This window comes from Nonomuraea sp. NPDC003804, assembly GCF_040610675.1.
Taxonomy (GTDB): domain Bacteria; phylum Actinomycetota; class Actinomycetes; order Streptosporangiales; family Streptosporangiaceae; genus Nonomuraea.
Genome location: NZ_JBEXMT010000012.1, coordinates 177258 through 193735, shown reverse-complemented (window position 1 = coordinate 193735; position 16478 = coordinate 177258). Strand labels below are relative to the sequence as shown.

The following is a 16478-nucleotide window of genomic DNA, read 5'->3' as shown; positions in this document are numbered from 1 at the left end:
CCCCAGGGGAACCTCCCCTGGGGCCCGGCGCGTGTCAGGGGTCAGCGGCAGGAGAGCCTGGCGTCGCCCCAGTCGGCGTGGTCGTTGCCGTTGCCGTCGCCGCCGTCGGCGACGCGCAGCTGCACGTTCCTGGCGCCGGTGACGTCGGCCTTCAGCTCGTAGGCGGGGTCGGCGGCGCGCAGCACCGGGCTCTGCGCCACCACCGTGCCGTCGGCCACGACGGAGTACTGGACCGACCCGCGCGTGGTCTGCACGTCGTCGACGCCGACCCAGGCGGACAGGGCGGTGCAGCGCCCGCCGAGGAAGTAGGTGATCGTGGCGGGAGCGTGGGTGCCCAGACCCTTGGCGAAGGACCGGCCGCCGATCGTGATCGGCCTGCCGTCGCCCTGGCCCTGCTCGCCGTTGGACTGGTCGCGCTCGACGGGCCCCCAGCCGTTGGTGGCCGCGGTCCAGTCGATGTCGCTGACGTACACGTCGCTGGTGGGCGGCGGCGGCATCGTCCGTACGGCGGCGCCGGCCTCCAGCGTCTTGACGACCCCGCCCACCTCGTAGGTGAGGGTCGCCTTGAGCTGGTAGGGCTGGTACGGCGCGTCGACGGGCGGCGTGACCTTCCACGCGGTGGACAGCTGCCGGCCCGGCTCGACGGCGGCGGCGGTGCCCTCGCCGGTGACGGTCCAGCCCTGCGGCGCGGTCAGCCGTACCGAGACGTCACGCGCGGCGGTGTCCTCCAGGTTGGCGAACACGGTGGTCACGTCGTTGGGCAGGCCGGGCTCCAGCGTCTCGGCGGCCGGGCGGACCGCCAGCGAGGCGCAGGCGAGCTGGTCCTGGGCGGGGCCGAGGTCGGTGACGGAGAAGTCGTCGAGGACGAAGTCGGCGCCGTCCCTTTCGGCCTGCAGCGAGCGCAGACCCACCCAGACGTCGCCGCAGCCCGCGACGACCCGCTCGGCGAACGTGGCGGTGGTCAGCTTCTGCTCCAGCGGGGTCTGGCGCAGCTCGACCGTCTGGCCGGCCTTGTCGTAGCCGGTCACCCAGGCGAAGGTGTTCGGCAGCGCGTTCTGGTGGCGGAAGGACACCTCGTAGGCGTGTCCCGGCTCGAACCTGGTGCTCCACGGCACGGTCCGGTAGACCAGTCCCCTGCGCTCCTCGTGCGCCTTCAGCGACTCCTGCCCGCCGATGACGTCGTCGACGGCCTTGCCGTTCCAGCCGGCCTGGGTGTAGGGGGCGTGCTTCTGGGCGATGTGGGTGCGCGGGTCGGTGCTGCCGCCGGCGTCGCCCTTGACGAACGGGCCCCAGCCCTGGTCGACGTGCTCGAAGTCCTCGACCTTGCCGGTGGGCTCGGTGCGCACCAGCCGTACGTCGTCGACGCGCACGGCCGCCTGTCCCGCCTCGGCGGTGACGTGCACGGTCGCCTTGTCCTTGGGCGCGGTGAAGACCACCTTGACCCGCTGGAAGTAGGTGTCGTGCTTCTCGTCGGCGGCGACGTGGTTCTTGACGGTCGAGCGGTCGAGGGAGGCGGAGACGTTCAGTCCGCGGCCGCCGTCCACGGTGAGCGTGGTGCGCCGCGAGGCGCCCGGCTGGACCTCGATCCACGCCGAGAGGCTGTAGGTGGCGCCAGGGGTCAGGCCCTTGAGCCGCTGCCGCAGCTCGGCGCGCTCGCCGCCGCCGAGCAGCGCCACCCGCTGGCCCGTGGCGGTGGTCTCGACGCTGACCGCGCCGCCGGTCTCCCACGCGCCGGTGAGGTCGCCGTTGAAGCCGGGGTCGGCGACGCCGCCGCCCTCACCCCAGCGCGGGCGGTCCTGCTCGGGCGCCTTGCCGGGGTAGAGCACGTACGGCACGCCCGCCTCGGCGGTCAGGGTGATCTTGCCGTCGACCGGGGTGACGGTGCCGGCCGCAACCCTGCCCTGGGTGGTGAGCTTGTAGACGCGCATCGTGGTGGTGGCGTCCCACGTGGTCGTCCCGCCCGCCGGGTTGTAGTGGTAGTACCTGCCCTCCCACGGGATCAGGTAGGTGCCGCCGTCGATCACCTTGGCGGTGCCGGCGTAGACCTCGCGCTTACCGCCGACGGCCGTGGCGCGCACGCCGTCGCCGAAGACGATGCCGTCGGCGTTCCAATCCATGATCGGGAAGTGCTGGAGGTACTTGGCGGGGAGGTTGTTCTCCCAGATGTTGCGGTAGAAGGGGGTCCAGTCGACCTCGCCCGTCCAGCCCTCGAACTCCTCGATGCGGGCGTTGCCCAGGATGGGGTGGTTGTTCCAGACGTCCTTCTCCTGGTTGCGGATGAAGCGGATGATCTGGGAGTTGAGCCCCTTGTTGGTGGCGCCGCCGTAGTTGAGGTCGGCGGCCCAGTGCGACCACAGCGAGGCCCGCTCCAGCTTGTCGGCCCACTCGCTGGAGACCTGCCAGCCCTGCTCGCGCAGTTCGGCCAGGGTGCGGTCGGCCACCCAGCCGTGGGTGTAGTAGACGTCGAGGTAGAGCAGCGCGAGGTTGCGGTCGGTCTCCTCGCGCAGCTGCTTGAAGCGCTGGGCCAGGTTGCCCGTGGCCAGGTCGTGGCGCTGGTCGATGTAGTACGACTGGCCGAGCCAGTCCCAGCCGCGGGCGTTCTTGTCGACCAGGTTCTCGTCGAAGGCGCCGGCCTCGGCGTAGGCCTCGGTGGCGTTGACGTGCACGCCGAAGGCGGCGTTCCAGTCCTTGCCGGCGCGCAGCAGCGTGTTGAGGTCCTTCAGCCCGCCCGCGCGCTTGTTGTAGTTGCCGCCGTAGTCGGGGTGGGCGGAGTCGTGGCCCTCCGACTGGTAGCCCTTGAGGATGGCCAGCTGGCCGAGGCCGTCGGTGGCCAGCGAGATGCGCTTGATGTCGTCGAGCGTGCGCAGGAACGGGTGGGTGGCCTGGCTGGCGAAGTTGAAGGGGATGTGGATGGCCACGCGGTCGCGGGTCTGGTCGGCGCCGGGCGGCTTGACGCCGATCTCCCTGAAGGCGACGGCGCCGTCCTGCCAGTCGACGCCGCCGTCGCCGTTGGCGTCGGGGGTGACGACGACCTTGGCCCACGGCAGTTCCTCGGTGAACGGCGCGCCCGCGGCCCGGTAGGTCCACTGGCCGCTCCACACCCCGACGGTGACCCGGCCGGCCGCGTCCTTGCGGGCCTGGTGCCAGAACCTGGCCGCGTCCACGTTGGTGGAGCCCGAGGGCTGGTCGTAGCTGGAGTTCGACTCGATCGCGGCGGCGAGCCCGCCGGTGTTCACGATGGCGTAGGTGGCGCCCACGGGGGCCGCCTCGGCCGGGGTGGCGGGGGTGACCTGCGCGAACCTGTCCGCGGTGCGGGTGGAGTCGGGGTCGAGCCTGGTGAAGGCGGTGGCGGCGCCCGCCTGGTCGCTGGAGACCGACACCAGGTCGTGCCCCGGGATGTCGATCGTGCCGACCCTGAAGGCCTCGGTGTCCTTGACGGCGTCGATCCTGAACGTGGTGGTCCGGCCGTCCAGGGCGATGCTGGCCTCCAGTTCGACGCCGGGCAGCGCGTCGAAGGTCAGCCGGTACCGGGCCGCCGCGGCGTCGCTCCCGGTGGAGACGCCCTTGACCGGGTACGGCTTGCCGTTCAGCACCACGTCGGTGACAGGGGCGGCCGAGCCGCCGAGCCTGTCGCCGCCGGGGGCGGTGTAGCCGAGCACGCGGGGGAAGTCGCTCGCCACGGCGACGGTGAGCTCCGGCGAGGTGAGGGTGATCACCTCCTCGGCGGCGGCCGTTGGCGTGAGTGCTAATCCGGACAGCGTGAGGCCGCCCGCCAGGGCAGCCGAAAGCAGACGCATGGGCATCGCTCCTGCGCATTAGGGGGGTGTTGGGGGTGAGAAGAGGGTGGAGCAGGCTCAGAGCTTGACGCCGCCCGCGGCGAGGTCCGCTTTCCAGAACCTCTGCAGGCCGATGAAGGCGAGGATGACGGGGATGACGGACACGAACGCGCCGGTGATGACCATGTCGCGGTAGAAGCCGTAGCGCAGGCTGTTCCACTTGACCAGGCCGAGCGTGATCGGCCACAGCGACTCGTCGTTCAGGACGATCATCGGCAGGAAGAAGTTGTTCCAGATCGCGACGAACTGGAACAGGAAGAGCGTGACGAGGGCGGGGGCCATCAGCCTGATGGCGACGGTGAAGAAGATGCGCAGTTCGCCGGCGCCGTCCAGCCGGCCCGCCTCCAGCAGCTCGCCGGGCACCGCCGCGTCGGCGTAGACCCTGGCGAGGTAGACGCCGAACGGGCTGACCATGCTCGGCAGCAGCACCGCCCACATGGTGTTGAGCAGGCCGATCTGGGTGAGCAGCAGGTACAGCGGCAGGCCCAGCAGCGGGATGGGGATGAGCACCGCGAACATGATCGTGGCGAAGACGGCGCCGCGCCCCCTGAAGGGGTACTTCGACAGCGCGTAGCCCGCCATGGCGGAGATCACGGTCGCGCCGAGCGCGCCGCCGACGGAGTAGACGACCGTGTTGAGCATCCAGCGGGGGTAGACCCCGCCGTCCTGCTCCATCAGCCTGGCGAGGTTGGTGCCGAGGTTGAGGTCGCCGAACCACAGCGCGGGCGTGTCGAACAGGTCGCCGCCCGACTTGGTGGCCGAGACCAGCAGCCACCAGATCGGCAGCAGGATGTAGACCGCGACGAGGAACATGAACGCGGTGGTCAGCGTGCGCGAGCGCACGGTCGGCTTCATCGGTTCACTCCCCGGGCGGTCAGCCAGGCCGACAGTCGGATGAACAGGTAGGACAGGCCGGCCGCGAGCACCGCGAGCGTGAGCGCGATGGCCGTGCCCTGGCCGTAGTCGTTGTTGTCGAGGGCGACCTGCAGCGACCGCATCAGCGGCGTGTAGTCCCTGCCGACGGCGGGGGTGATCCTGCTGAGCACCATCGGTTCGTTGAACAGCTGCAGGGTGCCGATGATGGAGAACACTCCGGTGAGCACCAGCGAAGGGCGCACCAGCGGGATCTTGACGTACCAGGCGGTCTTCCAGCCGCCGGCGCCGTCCAGCTCGGCCGCCTCGTACAGCGAGGAGGGGATCGACTGCAGCGCCGCGTAGATGACCAGCATGTTGAAGCCGACCCAGGTCCAGGTGACGATGTTGGCCATCGACCACATCACCACGTTGTCCGACAGCAGGTCGAAGGGGAGCAGGTCGGCCACCGGGGAGATGTCGGGGGTGTAGAGGAACGACCAGACGATGGCGGCGATCACGCCCGGCACCGCGTACGGCAGGAAGTAGGTCAGCCGGAAGAAGCCCTTGAACCGGGCGCTCGCGCTGTCGAGCAGGAGGGCGAGCACCAGCGAGAGTCCCAGCATGATCGGCACCTGGACGACGCCGAACAGCAGCAGCCTGCCGACGCCGGCCACGAAGCTGCCGTCGGCGAAGACGGCGGTGAAGTTGTCCAGCCCGGAGAAGACCCGCTCCGGGGTGCCGAAGCCGAGCCCTGAGCGCTTCACCCGGTAGAAGCTCTCGTTGATCGCGTAGCCGATCGGGACCAGGAAGAAGACGACGAACAGCACCGTGAACGGCAGCAGGAAGACGAACGCCGCCTTGTTGCTGGTCGGCCTGCCGCGTCTGCGGGCGGGGGCGGCTCTGGTCTCGTCGGCTCGGAGCTGGATTGCTGCCATCGGTCCTCCACGTCACCGCCGGTCGGGGCGGTGACGGTCTCGCACGGTCGAAGCTGTGGGTGTCGTCGGGGGGGGCGCGGGCGGCGCGTCAGGGGGCGACGGTCAGGCCCTTGTCCTTCACGGTGGCCACCGCCTTCTCCTGGATGGTCGCCAGCGCCGAGCCGAGCGTGCCGCCCTTGCCGTTGGCGGCCTTGGCGAACTCCTCGCCGAAGACGGCGTTCACCGCCGGCATCGTCGGGCCCCACCCGAAGTCGGGGCTGACGTTCTTGCTCGCCTCGGCGAAGGTCTGGAAGACCTTCTGGTCGGCGTAGAAGGGCCGGCCCGCGTTCATGTTCGGCAGCGAGCCGCCGTCGACGGTGACCGGGAACAGGCCGCCCTTGGCGATCAGGCCGTCGAAGGCGGCGGCGTCGGTCGACATCCAGGCGGCGAAGTCGACCGCCTCCTTGACGTTCCGGCAGCCCTTCAGTACGGCGCTGGGCGAGCCGCCCGCGTTGCCGACGGCGGGGCTGGCCGGGTCCCACACCGGCATCGGCGCGACCGCCCACTTGCCCGTGGTCTTGGGGACGGAGTCCTCGAGGACCTTGGTCATCCAGACGGCGCCGACGACCGTGGCGCTCTTGCCGTCGGCGTAGTTCTTCCACATCGCGTCGGACCAGCCGGGCAGCACGTCGACGACCTTCTTGTCGATCAGGCCCTGCCAGTAGTCGGCGACCTTGACCGACGCGGGGTCGTTCATCTTGACGTGCCAGGCGTCGCCCTCGATGCCGAACCACTTGGCGCCGGCCTGCTGGGCGTACCCGGCGAACAGGTACATGTCGTCGGGGGTGAAGGTGGTGATGGAGACCTCGGGGTCGGCCTTGCGCAGCTTCTCGCCGGCGGCGGCGAACTCGTCCCAGGTCTTCGGCACCTCGATGCCGTGCTTGTCGAAGATGTCCTTGCGGTAGAACATGCCCATCGGGCCCGAGTCGACGGGGACGCCGAACTGCTTGCCGCCGAAGGTGACCGTCTTGAGCGTCCAGGGCTGGAACTTGGCGTTGTACGGCTGCGCGTGGGCGGTGATGTCCTCGAGCGCGCCCTCGACCAGGAAGCTGGGCAGCGTCTCGGCCCCCACCTGCGCCAGGCACGGCGCGTTGCCGGCCTTCACGGCGGCGAGCATCCGCTGGTAGCCGCCCTGGGAGCCCGGCTGCGTCTGGGTGAACGTCACCTGGACGTCGGGGTGGGTGGCGTTCCACGCCTTGACGGCGTCCTCGTAGCCGGGCGCCCAGCCCCAGAACTCCAGCGTCACGGGCCCGCCCTTGGCGCCGGTCGGCGCGGCGGCGGAGGGCGCCGCCGAGCTCGCGGTTTCCGCCTGGCCGCCGCACGCGGCCACCAGCGACACACAGACCAGCGCGCCCGCGGCGCCCAGGATCGTCCTTGACTTGCCCATCGTCTTTCCCTCCAGGCCACGCGGGTGCACCACCCGCGTCCGATGCCCGTAACCTTGGCCCGCGTGCCGGTCGGGAGCCATGGACAAACGATGAGCAGCCCTTGCACTTACGTGTTCAGAGGTCGGCGATATCGCACAGAAACAGAAACGCGGCTGTCTTGTTACGACAGCCGCGTCGCATCTGTGACTTCCATGCGGGCCTGTAGGAGCCATCGCCATGCGGGCGTACGGCGGTCGCCGTCAGCGTGGCGGCACCCCACGGAGGGGACGGCGGCACGCCGGGACGGCCGCTCGCCTCCTGCGGTGGCGGGCGGTCAGCGGGCGGCGACGCCCGCGCGCATCTCAGCGGCCAGCGTACGCACGTCGGCCAGACCGGCGGCCTGGTCAGGTGCGTCGAGCAGGCGGCGGATGAAGGCCGAACCCACGATGACGCCGTCGGCGTAGCCGGCCACCTCGGCCGCCTGCGCGCCCGTGCCGACGCCCAGGCCCACGCACACGGGCAGTGAGGTGTGCGCCCGCGTGCGGGCCACCAGGCCCTCGGCGGCCACGTTCACGGTCTCCCTGGCGCCCGTGACACCCATCAGCGAGGCCGCGTAGACGAAGCCCGTGCAGCACTCCACGACGGCCTTGATGCGCTCCTCCGTCGAGCTGGGGGCCACCAGGAACACCGTGTCGATGCCCGCCTCGGCGGAGGCCGCCCGCCACGGGCCTGCCTCCTCGGGCGTGAGGTCAGGCGTGATGGTGCCCACGCCGCCGGCGTCGGCCAGGTCGCGGGCGAAGCGCTCGACGCCGTAGCGGTCGATCGGGTTCCAGTAGGTCATGACCAGCGTCGCCGCGCCGGTCCTGGCCACGCCCTCGACCGTGCGCAGCACGTCGGCGATGCGCGTGCCGTTGACCAGCGACCGGTGCACCGCGTCCTGGATGGTCGGGCCGTCCATGAGCGGATCGGAGTACGGCAGGCCGATCTCGATGACGTCGCAACCGGCCTCGACCATGGCGGTGGCGGCCTCGACCGCGCCTTCCTTGGTCGGGAACCCCGCGGGCAGGTAGCCGACGAGCGCCGCCCTGTTGTCGGCCTTGGCCTTGGCGAACACCGTCTGAAGAGTCGTCATCTCACAGCCCAAAGTACTTCATGGCGGTGCCCATGTCCTTGTCACCGCGGCCGGACAGGTTGACCAGGATCGTGGCCTCGGGGCCGAGCTCGCGGCCGAGCTGCAGCGCGCCCGCCAGGGCGTGGGAGGACTCGATGGCCGGGATGATGCCCTCGGTCCTGGCCAGCAGGGCGAAGGCGTCCATGGCCTCGGCGTCGGTGATGCCGTGGTAGGTCGCGCGGCCGGTGTCCTTGAGCCAGGCGTGCTCGGGGCCGACGCCGGGATAGTCGAGCCCCGCCGAGATGGAGTGGGACTCGATGGTCTGGCCCTCGTCGTCCTGCAGCACGTAGGTGCGCGAGCCGTGCAGCACGCCGACCGAGCCGGCGGTGAGCGTGAGCGCGTGCTCGCCGGTCTCCAGCCCCCGGCCGGCGGCCTCGTAGCCGTGCAGGGCCACGTCGTGGTCGTCGAGGAAGGCGTGGAAGATGCCGATGGCGTTGCTCCCGCCGCCCACCGCGGCGCAGATCGCGTCGGGCAGCCCACCGGTCAGCTCGAGCATCTGGCGGCGGGCCTCGACGCCGATGATCCGCGCGAAGTCGCGGACGATCTCGGGGAAGGGGTGCGGGCCCGCGATGGTGCCGAACAGGTAGTGCGTGGTGTCGACGTTGGTGACCCAGTCGCGGAAGGCCTCGTTGATGGCGTCCTTGAGGGTCTGGCTGCCGTTGGTGACGGGCACGACCCTGGCGCCGAGCAGCTTCATCCTGGCGACGTTGAGCGCCTGGCGCTCGCAGTCGACGGCGCCCATGTAGATCACGCACTCCAGGCCCATGAGGGCGGCGGCCGTGGCCGTGGCCACGCCGTGCTGGCCCGCGCCGGTCTCGGCGATCACCCGGCTCTTGCCGAGCCGCTTGGTGAGCAGCGCCTGGCCGAGCACGTTGTTGATCTTGTGGGCGCCGGTGTGGGTGAGGTCCTCACGCTTGAGCACGATCCTGGCGCCGCCGGCGTGCTCGGCGAAGCGCGGCACCTCGGTCAGCGTCGTGGGGCGGCCCGCGTAGGTGCGCAGCAGCTGGTCGAACTCGGCGATGAAGGCCGGGTCGGTCCTGGCCGCGGCGTAGACGGCGGCGACCTCGTCGAGGGCCGGGATCAGCGCCTCGGGGACGAATCTGCCGCCGAAGATGCCGAACTTGCCGGCGGCGTCGGGGTCGTCGCCGCGGGCTCCGTTGCCAGCCAGGTCGGCGGCGGTCAGGACAGTCATCTCATCCCTCTGATCCGTGGTCGGGTCGCGTGGCGGGGTGGGCGCCGGCCGTCACCAGGGCCTCGACCGCCTTGCGCGGGTCCTTGCCGGTCACCAGGCTCTCGCCGACCAGGACCGCGTCAGCCCCCGCCCGCGCGTACGCTAGCAGGTCGTGCGGGCCGCGAACGCCCGACTCGGCGATCTTGATGATCCCGTCGGGAATCTTGGGCGCGAGCTTGGCGAAGACGTCACGGTCGACCTCCAGGGTCTTGAGGTTGCGCGCGTTGACGCCGATGATCCTGGCGCCCGCCGCGACCGCCCGCTCCACCTCCTCCTCGGTGTGGACCTCGACGAGCGGCGTCAGGCCGATCGACTCGGCGCGCTCGATGAGGGAGACCAGCGCGGGCTGCTCCAGCGAGACCACCATGAGCAGGACCAGGTCGGCGCCGTGGGCCCGCGCCTCCCACAGCTGGTAGGAGGTGACGATGAAGTCCTTGCGCAGGATCGGGATGTCGACCCTGGCGCGGACCGAGGCCAGGTCCTCGAGGCTGCCGCCGAAGCGGCGCCGTTCGGTCAGGACGCTGATGACGTGGGCGCCGCCCTCTTCGTAGTCGGCGGCGAGCGCCGCGGGGTCGGCGATGGCGGCCAGCGCGCCCTTGGACGGGCTCGACCGCTTGACCTCAGCGATGACCGAGACCTTGTCGCCGCCGAGCGCCGCGTAGGCGTCCTTGGCGGCCGGGGCGCGCCTGGCGCGCTCCTTCAGCTCGTCGAGCGACACCGCTTTCTGCCGTTCGGCAAGATCTTCTCGCACACCGGCCAGGATGTCGTCGAGAACGGTCCCGCTCAGGCTCCGCTCGTTCACGCGATCAAGATCCCTCCGGTCGGCTGTGGTGGGGGCGACGAGGAGTTCGCGCCGGCGTCCGCTCCCCTTCTTGTCTTGCGATGGTATCGGCCGCGCCGAGGTCACCTCGCCACAGCCCCCCTGCTACGGGGCAAGAAACGCGCCGAAAGGCAGGTTACGGACGACCCAGAAGACCAGGATGAGCGCCAGCAGCGACCAGATCAGGAGGGGCCGCGGCGCGGGCGGCCGCCAGGGCCGCCCTCGCCATCCGGCGACCAGCCATCTGGTCCAGAAGTAGGCCAGGACCGGCACCGCGAGCACGATCAGCGGGTTGAGGCCGAGCGCGGCCACCGGGTCGAGGTGCGCGAGCGCGTGGGCGGCCCGCAGCCCGCCGCAACCCGGGCAGTACCAGCCGGTGAGCGCGAGGAAGGGACACGCCGGATAGTGACCGGGCCGGTTGGGGTCGACCAGCCCCACGTAGGCGAAAGCCGCCCCCGCCACCAGGGCCACGCCCAGCGGTGCGAGGACGGCTTTCCGGCCGCGCGTGCCGGTGAACACGCTTCCCACGTTCCTAGTAGGTGGCGCTCACCGAGGCCGCCCAGCCGAACAGGCCGATCCAGAAGATCAGGAAGAGCACCCAGCCCGCGATGCCGACGTAGGACAGGATGAGACCGGCCAGGGCCATGCCCCTGCCCTCCTCGCCGGTCTTCTTGATCTGGCCGAGCGAGATGTGGCCGAGGATCACCCCGACGATGGAGGCCACACCACAGGTGATCAGACCCACGATGCCGCTGATCAGCGCGGCGATCGCCATGCCGTTGGTCTTCGTCGGCTGCGGGCCGCCGTAGCCGTAGGGGTCGTAGCCGCCACCGGGAGGAGGCGGGTAGCCGCCGGCGGGCTGCGATCCGTAACCACCCGAGCCGTAGCCACCCTGCTGGTACCCGCCCGAGCCCTGGCCGGCGCCGTAACCACCGGAACCCTGGCCCGCGCCGTAGCCGCCTGAACCGGCCCCGTACCCTCCCGAGCCCTGACCCGCGCCGTAACCACCGGAGCCCTGACCACCCGCCGGCGGGCCGTAACCGCCACCCCCGGGCGGCTGTTCGCCGTAGCCCCCGCTACCGCCCTGGTTTCCGTAGCTCATACCGACGACTCCTCATGAATAGCGAATTGCCCGCCGAGCTTAGCGAGAAGCCGTCCGCCACGCGCAGAAGCCGCTGTTTTGTGGGCCTTTTGTAATCCTGCGATCAGGCGTGCCGCTCGCCGAGCCCCACCGGTTACGTGATCGTGCCGACCGTGACCCCCTGCCGTCTCGCCGAGCCCTCCCCAGCAGCCTAGCCCCGCGACCGGCGCCAGGCCGAGACCCACGGGGACCGAGCCGCCGGGCGATCCGCGCCGGGCTCTCACGGCGATCCGCACCGCCGTCCCACCGCGGTCCGGACCGGGATCCGCGCGGGAAGGTGCCCGGCTCCCGTCAGCGCTCCTCGGTGGGGTCGTCTCCCCTGTCGATCGCCTCCCAGAGCGACCTGTCGTCGCGGGGCCCCGCGGCCGGCCCCGGACGGTCGTAGCGGGCCGACATGCCCGCCCACCCCGTGGCGCGCAGCACGGCCAGCACGCCGCCCGCGCAGAGCAGCACGCCGCCCGCCACCGCCACGTACGGCCAGGCGGTGTGGGCGATCGCCACGGCGTCCTGCGTGGCCGCCCCGACGGGATTGCGCCGGGCGGCGAGCTCCAGGGCCGCCGAGCCCGCCGTCGCCACCCAGGCCGACAGCGCCGCGCCCAGCCCGCACAGCGCCAGCACCGCGCCGACGACCCTGCGCCACACGCCCCTGGTCGCGAACAGCGCCACGACCGCCGCCAGCCCGGCCAGGGCCAGCGGCTGCGCGGCCGGCGCCAGCTCGCCGCCGGTCAGCTCGACCGGCGCGCCCGCGCCGTACGTGACGGTGGTCCAGACGCGGCCGGCGGCCAGCAGCGGCAGGCCGGCGCCCGCCGCGCACAGCAGCAGCCAGAGGGTGAGCTCTCGTTTCACGACAGGGGCAGCGGATCGGCGTCGAAGCAGGTGCGGTCGCCGGTGTGGCAGGCGGCGCCCACCTGGTCGACCTTGACCAGGATCGTGTCGCCGTCGCAGTCGAGCGCGACGGACTTGACGTGCTGGACGTGGCCGGAGGTGTCGCCCTTGACCCAGTAGGAGGCGCGGCTGCGCGACCAGTAGGTGGCCCTGCCCGTGGTCAGGGTGCGATGCAGCGCCTCGTCGTCCATCCAGGCGAGCATGAGGACCTCGCCCGTGTCGTACTGCTGGACGATGGCGGGCACGAGCCCGTCGGGATTGCGCTTCAGTCGCGAGGCGACCTTCGGGTCGAGGGACATGCGGCCATTCAACCAGGCACGGGCGGCGATGCCGTCCCTCACCCCGGCGCACCGCCACCGCCGGTGAACCTGCACGGGCGACCGCCCGCCCCACCGCCCTCATACGGCACCGGCGCCCGCCCGTCCTTCCGCCCTCGGACGGCACCGGCCGCCGCCCATCGTCCGCGGGCGGCGGCCGGCGCCCCTGCGCCTCGCGGGCAGGGGCGGGTCAGGAGCGGGCGGCGGAGACCCAGGAGGCGTGCAGGTCGGCGTAGACGCCGGGCTCGCGGACCAGGTCGGCGTGCGGGCCGCGCTGGACGAGGCGTCCGGCGTCGAAGACGAAGACCTCGTCGGCGTTCTCGGCCGTCGACAGCCGGTGCGCGATCGAGATGGCGGTCCGCCCCCTGGTGACCCCGTCGAGGGCGCGGGCGAGCCGTACCTCGGTGGCCGGGTCGACGGCGGAGGTCGCCTCGTCCAGCAGCAGCAGGTCGGGGTCGGCGAGGTAGGCGCGGGCGAGGGCGACCAGCTGGCGCTCGCCCGCCGACAGTGACTCGCCGCGCTGTCCCACCGTGGTGGACAGCCCCTCGGGCAGGCCCTCCAGCCAGTCGGCGAGGCCCAGCTCGGTCAGCGCCAGCGCGATCTCCTCGTCGGTGGCCGACGGCCTGCCGAAGCGGACGTTGTCGGCGAGTGTCCCGTCGAACAGGAAGCCGTCCTGCGGCACCATGACGATCCGCTCCCGCAGCGAGGAGAAGCGCACGTCGCGCAGGTCATGGCCGTCGATGGTGACGCGCCCGTCCACCGGGTCCATCAGCCTGGTCAGCAGCTTGGCGAAGGTGGTCTTGCCGGACCCGGTCTCGCCGACGACCGCGACGCGGGCGCTCGGGGGGATGGCGACCGACAGCTCGCGCAGGACCGGCGCGCCGCCGGGGTAGGCGAAGTGGACGTCCTCGAAGGCCACGGAGATCGGCCCGCGGGGCAGGCTGACGCCCTCCTCGCCGGGGTCGGCGACGTCGGGCGGGGTGTCGAGCACGCCGAGGACGCGCCGCCAGCCGGCGACCGCGTTCTGCGCCTCGTTCAGCACCTCGGTGGCGATCTGCAGCGGCGAGACGAACAGGGTGACCAGGAACAGGAAGGCGACCAGCCGGCCCGCGGTGATGTCTCCCGACAGGCCCAGTCTGACGCCGACCAGGACGATCCCTGCGATGGCCGCGGCCGCCACGATCTCGGTCAGCGGGAAGACCAGGCCGACGATCTTCTGCGCCCTGACCTGCGCGCTCCGGTTGGCGTTGATCGCGATGTCGATGCGGTCGGAGGTCCGGCGCTCGGCGCCGTAGGCGCGGATGACGGCCGCGCCGACGACCGACTCGCTCACGGCGGCGAGCATGTCGCCCGTGCGCTCGCGGACGATGGTGTAGGCGTTCGACAGCCAGCGCTGGAAGCGCGGCAGGGCGATCATCAGCGGGATGAAGCAGACCCAGACCAGCAGGGTCAGCTGCCAGGAGTAGACGAACATCAGCACCGTGGCGACCAGCAGCTGGCCGAACGCCACGATGATCATCAGGCCGCCCCACTGCATGAAGTTGCTGATCTGGTCGATGTCGTTGGTGACGCGGGAGACCAGCGCGCCGCGGCGCTCGGAGTTCTGGGTGAGCACGGACAGGTCGTGGACGTGCCGGAACCCGCGGACCCTGAGCGTGGCGAGGGAGGCCTCGGTGGCCTTGTAGAGGCGGACGTTCATCACGTAGCCGCACAGGGCGGTGATGACGACCGCCGCGGCGCACAGCAGGACCGCGCGCGAGATGTAGGAGATGTCCGGCGTGCCGGTCTTGAGGCCGGTGTCGATCGTCTGCTGCACGGCGATCGGCACGATGACCTTGCCGATGGTGGCGACGACGGCCAGGACGAGCGTGCCCGCGAGGCCCTTGTGGAACTCGGGCGTCAGCGAGAGCCCGTGGCGCACGGTGGCGAGCGCCGACCGCCCCGAGTCCTGGAAAGCGACGCTCATGCCACGACCTCTTCCTCTTCCTCTTCCGCCGTGATCGCGGCCCGCTCGGCCTCTTCGCGCTCGTAGGCGGTGACCAGGTTCCGGTAGCCGGGGCAGCGCTCGAGTAGCTGCTCGTGGCTGCCGCGGTCGACGACGTTGCCCCTGTCGAGATAGACCACCTCGTCGGCCAGCGCGATCGTGGCCAGCCGGTAGGCGATGACGACCACCGTCGAGGCGTCGTCCGGCCGGCCGGCCGCGTCCTGCTCGCCGGTCCCGGCCGCGTTCAGGTGGCGCAGGCCGTACAGGATCTTGGACTCGACCTGGGGGTCGACGCTGGAGGTGGCGTCGTCGAGGATGAGCAGGCGCGGGCGGCGGACGACCGCGCGGGCCAGCGCGATGCGCTGGCGCTGGCCGCCCGACAGGGTGGTGCCGCGCTCGCCGACCTTGGTGTCGAGCCCGGCGGGCAGCTTGGCGACGAAGCCGTCGGCCTGGGCCAGGCGCAGGGCGGCCCAGACCTGGTCCTCGGAGACGTCGAGGCCGAGCGTGATGTTGCCGCGCACGGTGTCGTCGAACAGGAACGTCTGCTGCGGCACCAGCGCGACCGTGTCGGCGATGCCGCCGTAGGCGATCTCGCGCAGGTCGACGCCGTCCAGGCGCACCTCGCCCTTGTCCGGGTCGACCAGGCGGCCCAGCGCCTGCACGAGCGTGGACTTGCCGGAGCCCGTGGGCCCGACCAGCGCCACGGTACGGCCCGCCGCCACCTCGAAGGTGACGTCGTGCAGCACCTCGGCCGTGCCGTAGGAGTAGGACAGGCCGGAGACCGCCAGCCCCACGGCGCCCGAACCGGGCACGCTCGAGCGGCCGTAGTCCATCGAGCCCGTCGCGTCGAGCACCGCCTGCACCCGCTGCCAGCCGACGACGCTGCGGGGCAGCTCGGCCAGCACCCAGCCGAGCGCGCGGATCGGGAAGGCCAGCAGCGTGAACAGGTAGGCGACCTGAACCAGTTCGCCCGAGGTGATGGAGGCGGCCGACAGCCGCATCGCGCCGACCATCAGCACGATGAGCACGCCGAGCGTCGGCAGCGCCTCCAGCATCGGGTCGAACAGGCCGCGCACCCGGCCGACGGCGATGTTGGCGTCGCGCAGCTCGCGCGCCCTGCGCTCGAACCGCGCGGTCTCCAGGTCCTCGCGGCCGAGGGTCTTGACGACCAGGGCGCCGTCGAAGCTCTCGTGGGCGATCTCGCTGACCTCGGCGCGCAGCTGCTGGGCGCGCGTGGCCAGGGGGCTGAGCCTGCGCTGGTAGACCAGGTTCAGGACGGCGATGGCCGGGAAGATCAGGAAGCCGACGAGGGCGAGCACCGGGTCGGTGACCACCATCGCGACCGCGGCGGTGACCAGCATGACGATCACGCCCACGGCCATGGGCAGCGGCGCCAGCGGCGCCCAGGCGGCCTCGGCGTCGGCGCTGGCGTTGGACAGCAGCTGTCCCGTGGGGTGCTGCTGGTGCCACGACAGCGGCAGGCGCAGGTACTGCTTGGTGACGTCCCTGCGCGAGCGGGCCTGCATGCGGTACTGCAGGACGCCCGCCAGGATGCGCCGGCCGGCCACGCCGAGCGCCTTGAGCAGCGCGGTGCCGACGATGAGAAGGACCGAGATCCACAGCGCGCCCGCGGTGACCTCGCCCTTGGCGAAGGCGGGCAGGACGGCGTTCTCCGTGGCCCAGCCGAGCGCCCAGGCCGAGGCGACGGTCATGCCGCCGTACAGGGCGCTGCTCAGCACGGCGGCGGCGAACACCGTCTTCTCCGTGCGGATGGCGACCCCGAGAACGCGGAGTCCCTGGCGCATCACGGCTGAGGTGACCTTGGTCGCCACTCGAGGGAGATCCTTCCGCTGGGGATATTTGTACTTAAGTCCCTATCATGGTCGATCATCTGCTT

General features: G+C 71.6%; 13 protein-coding genes. All 13 read right to left on the bottom strand.

Features of this window, described 5'->3' with window-relative positions; translation table 11 throughout:
* Positions 1-41 precede the first annotated feature (41 nt).
* A complete protein-coding gene (locus tag ABZX22_RS18880; RefSeq protein WP_354910439.1) occupies positions 42-3797 on the bottom strand; it encodes an endo-alpha-N-acetylgalactosaminidase family protein in 3756 nt (1251 codons plus the stop codon).
* Between the two features lie 57 nt (positions 3798-3854).
* A complete protein-coding gene (locus ABZX22_RS18875) occupies positions 3855-4691 on the bottom strand; it encodes a carbohydrate ABC transporter permease (RefSeq protein ID WP_354910437.1) in 837 nt (278 codons plus the stop codon).
* Positions 4688-5626 carry a sugar ABC transporter permease gene (locus tag ABZX22_RS18870; protein WP_354910435.1) on the bottom strand — a complete coding sequence of 313 codons (939 nt, stop codon included), beginning with the start codon at positions 5624-5626 and terminating at the stop codon, positions 4688-4690. The genes ABZX22_RS18875 and ABZX22_RS18870 overlap by 4 nt, the downstream gene beginning before the upstream one ends.
* A gap of 88 nt (positions 5627-5714) precedes the next feature.
* On the bottom strand, positions 5715-7052 hold the full coding sequence (locus ABZX22_RS18865; protein WP_354910433.1) for a sugar ABC transporter substrate-binding protein: 1338 nt from the start codon (positions 7050-7052) through the stop codon (positions 5715-5717).
* Positions 7053-7366: 314 nt separating this feature from the next.
* On the bottom strand, positions 7367-8164 hold the full coding sequence (gene trpA / locus ABZX22_RS18860) for a tryptophan synthase subunit alpha (RefSeq protein WP_354910431.1): 798 nt from the start codon (positions 8162-8164) through the stop codon (positions 7367-7369).
* Between the two features lies 1 nt (position 8165).
* Complete coding sequence (gene trpB / locus ABZX22_RS18855) at positions 8166-9395, bottom strand: tryptophan synthase subunit beta (protein WP_354910429.1); 1230 nt, start codon at positions 9393-9395, stop codon at positions 8166-8168.
* Position 9396: 1 nt separating this feature from the next.
* Positions 9397-10236: an indole-3-glycerol phosphate synthase TrpC gene (gene trpC, locus ABZX22_RS18850; RefSeq protein WP_354910426.1), complete on the bottom strand. Its 840-nt coding sequence runs from the start codon at positions 10234-10236 to the stop codon at positions 9397-9399.
* A 123-nt stretch (positions 10237-10359) separates the two neighbouring features.
* Positions 10360-10782, bottom strand: a complete 423-nt coding sequence (locus tag ABZX22_RS18845; protein WP_354910424.1) for a DUF2752 domain-containing protein — start codon at positions 10780-10782, stop codon at positions 10360-10362.
* A 4-nt stretch (positions 10783-10786) separates the two neighbouring features.
* Positions 10787-11356 (bottom strand): DUF4190 domain-containing protein, encoded by a 570-nt coding sequence (locus tag ABZX22_RS18840; protein ID WP_354910421.1) that lies wholly within the window; start codon positions 11354-11356, stop codon positions 10787-10789.
* Between the two features lie 330 nt (positions 11357-11686).
* On the bottom strand, positions 11687-12241 hold the full coding sequence (locus ABZX22_RS18835) for a Trp biosynthesis-associated membrane protein (protein WP_354910420.1): 555 nt from the start codon (positions 12239-12241) through the stop codon (positions 11687-11689).
* Positions 12238-12579 (bottom strand): phosphoribosyl-AMP cyclohydrolase, encoded by a 342-nt coding sequence (gene hisI, locus ABZX22_RS18830; RefSeq protein ID WP_354910418.1) that lies wholly within the window; start codon positions 12577-12579, stop codon positions 12238-12240. The genes ABZX22_RS18835 and hisI overlap by 4 nt, the downstream gene beginning before the upstream one ends.
* A 208-nt stretch (positions 12580-12787) precedes the next feature.
* Positions 12788-14563, bottom strand: coding sequence for an ABC transporter ATP-binding protein (locus ABZX22_RS18825; protein WP_354910415.1), 1776 nt, complete (start codon positions 14561-14563; stop codon positions 12788-12790).
* On the bottom strand, positions 14560-16386 hold the full coding sequence (locus tag ABZX22_RS18820) for an ABC transporter ATP-binding protein (protein WP_354910540.1): 1827 nt from the start codon (positions 16384-16386) through the stop codon (positions 14560-14562). The genes ABZX22_RS18825 and ABZX22_RS18820 overlap by 4 nt, the downstream gene beginning before the upstream one ends.
* Positions 16387-16478 lie beyond the last annotated feature (92 nt).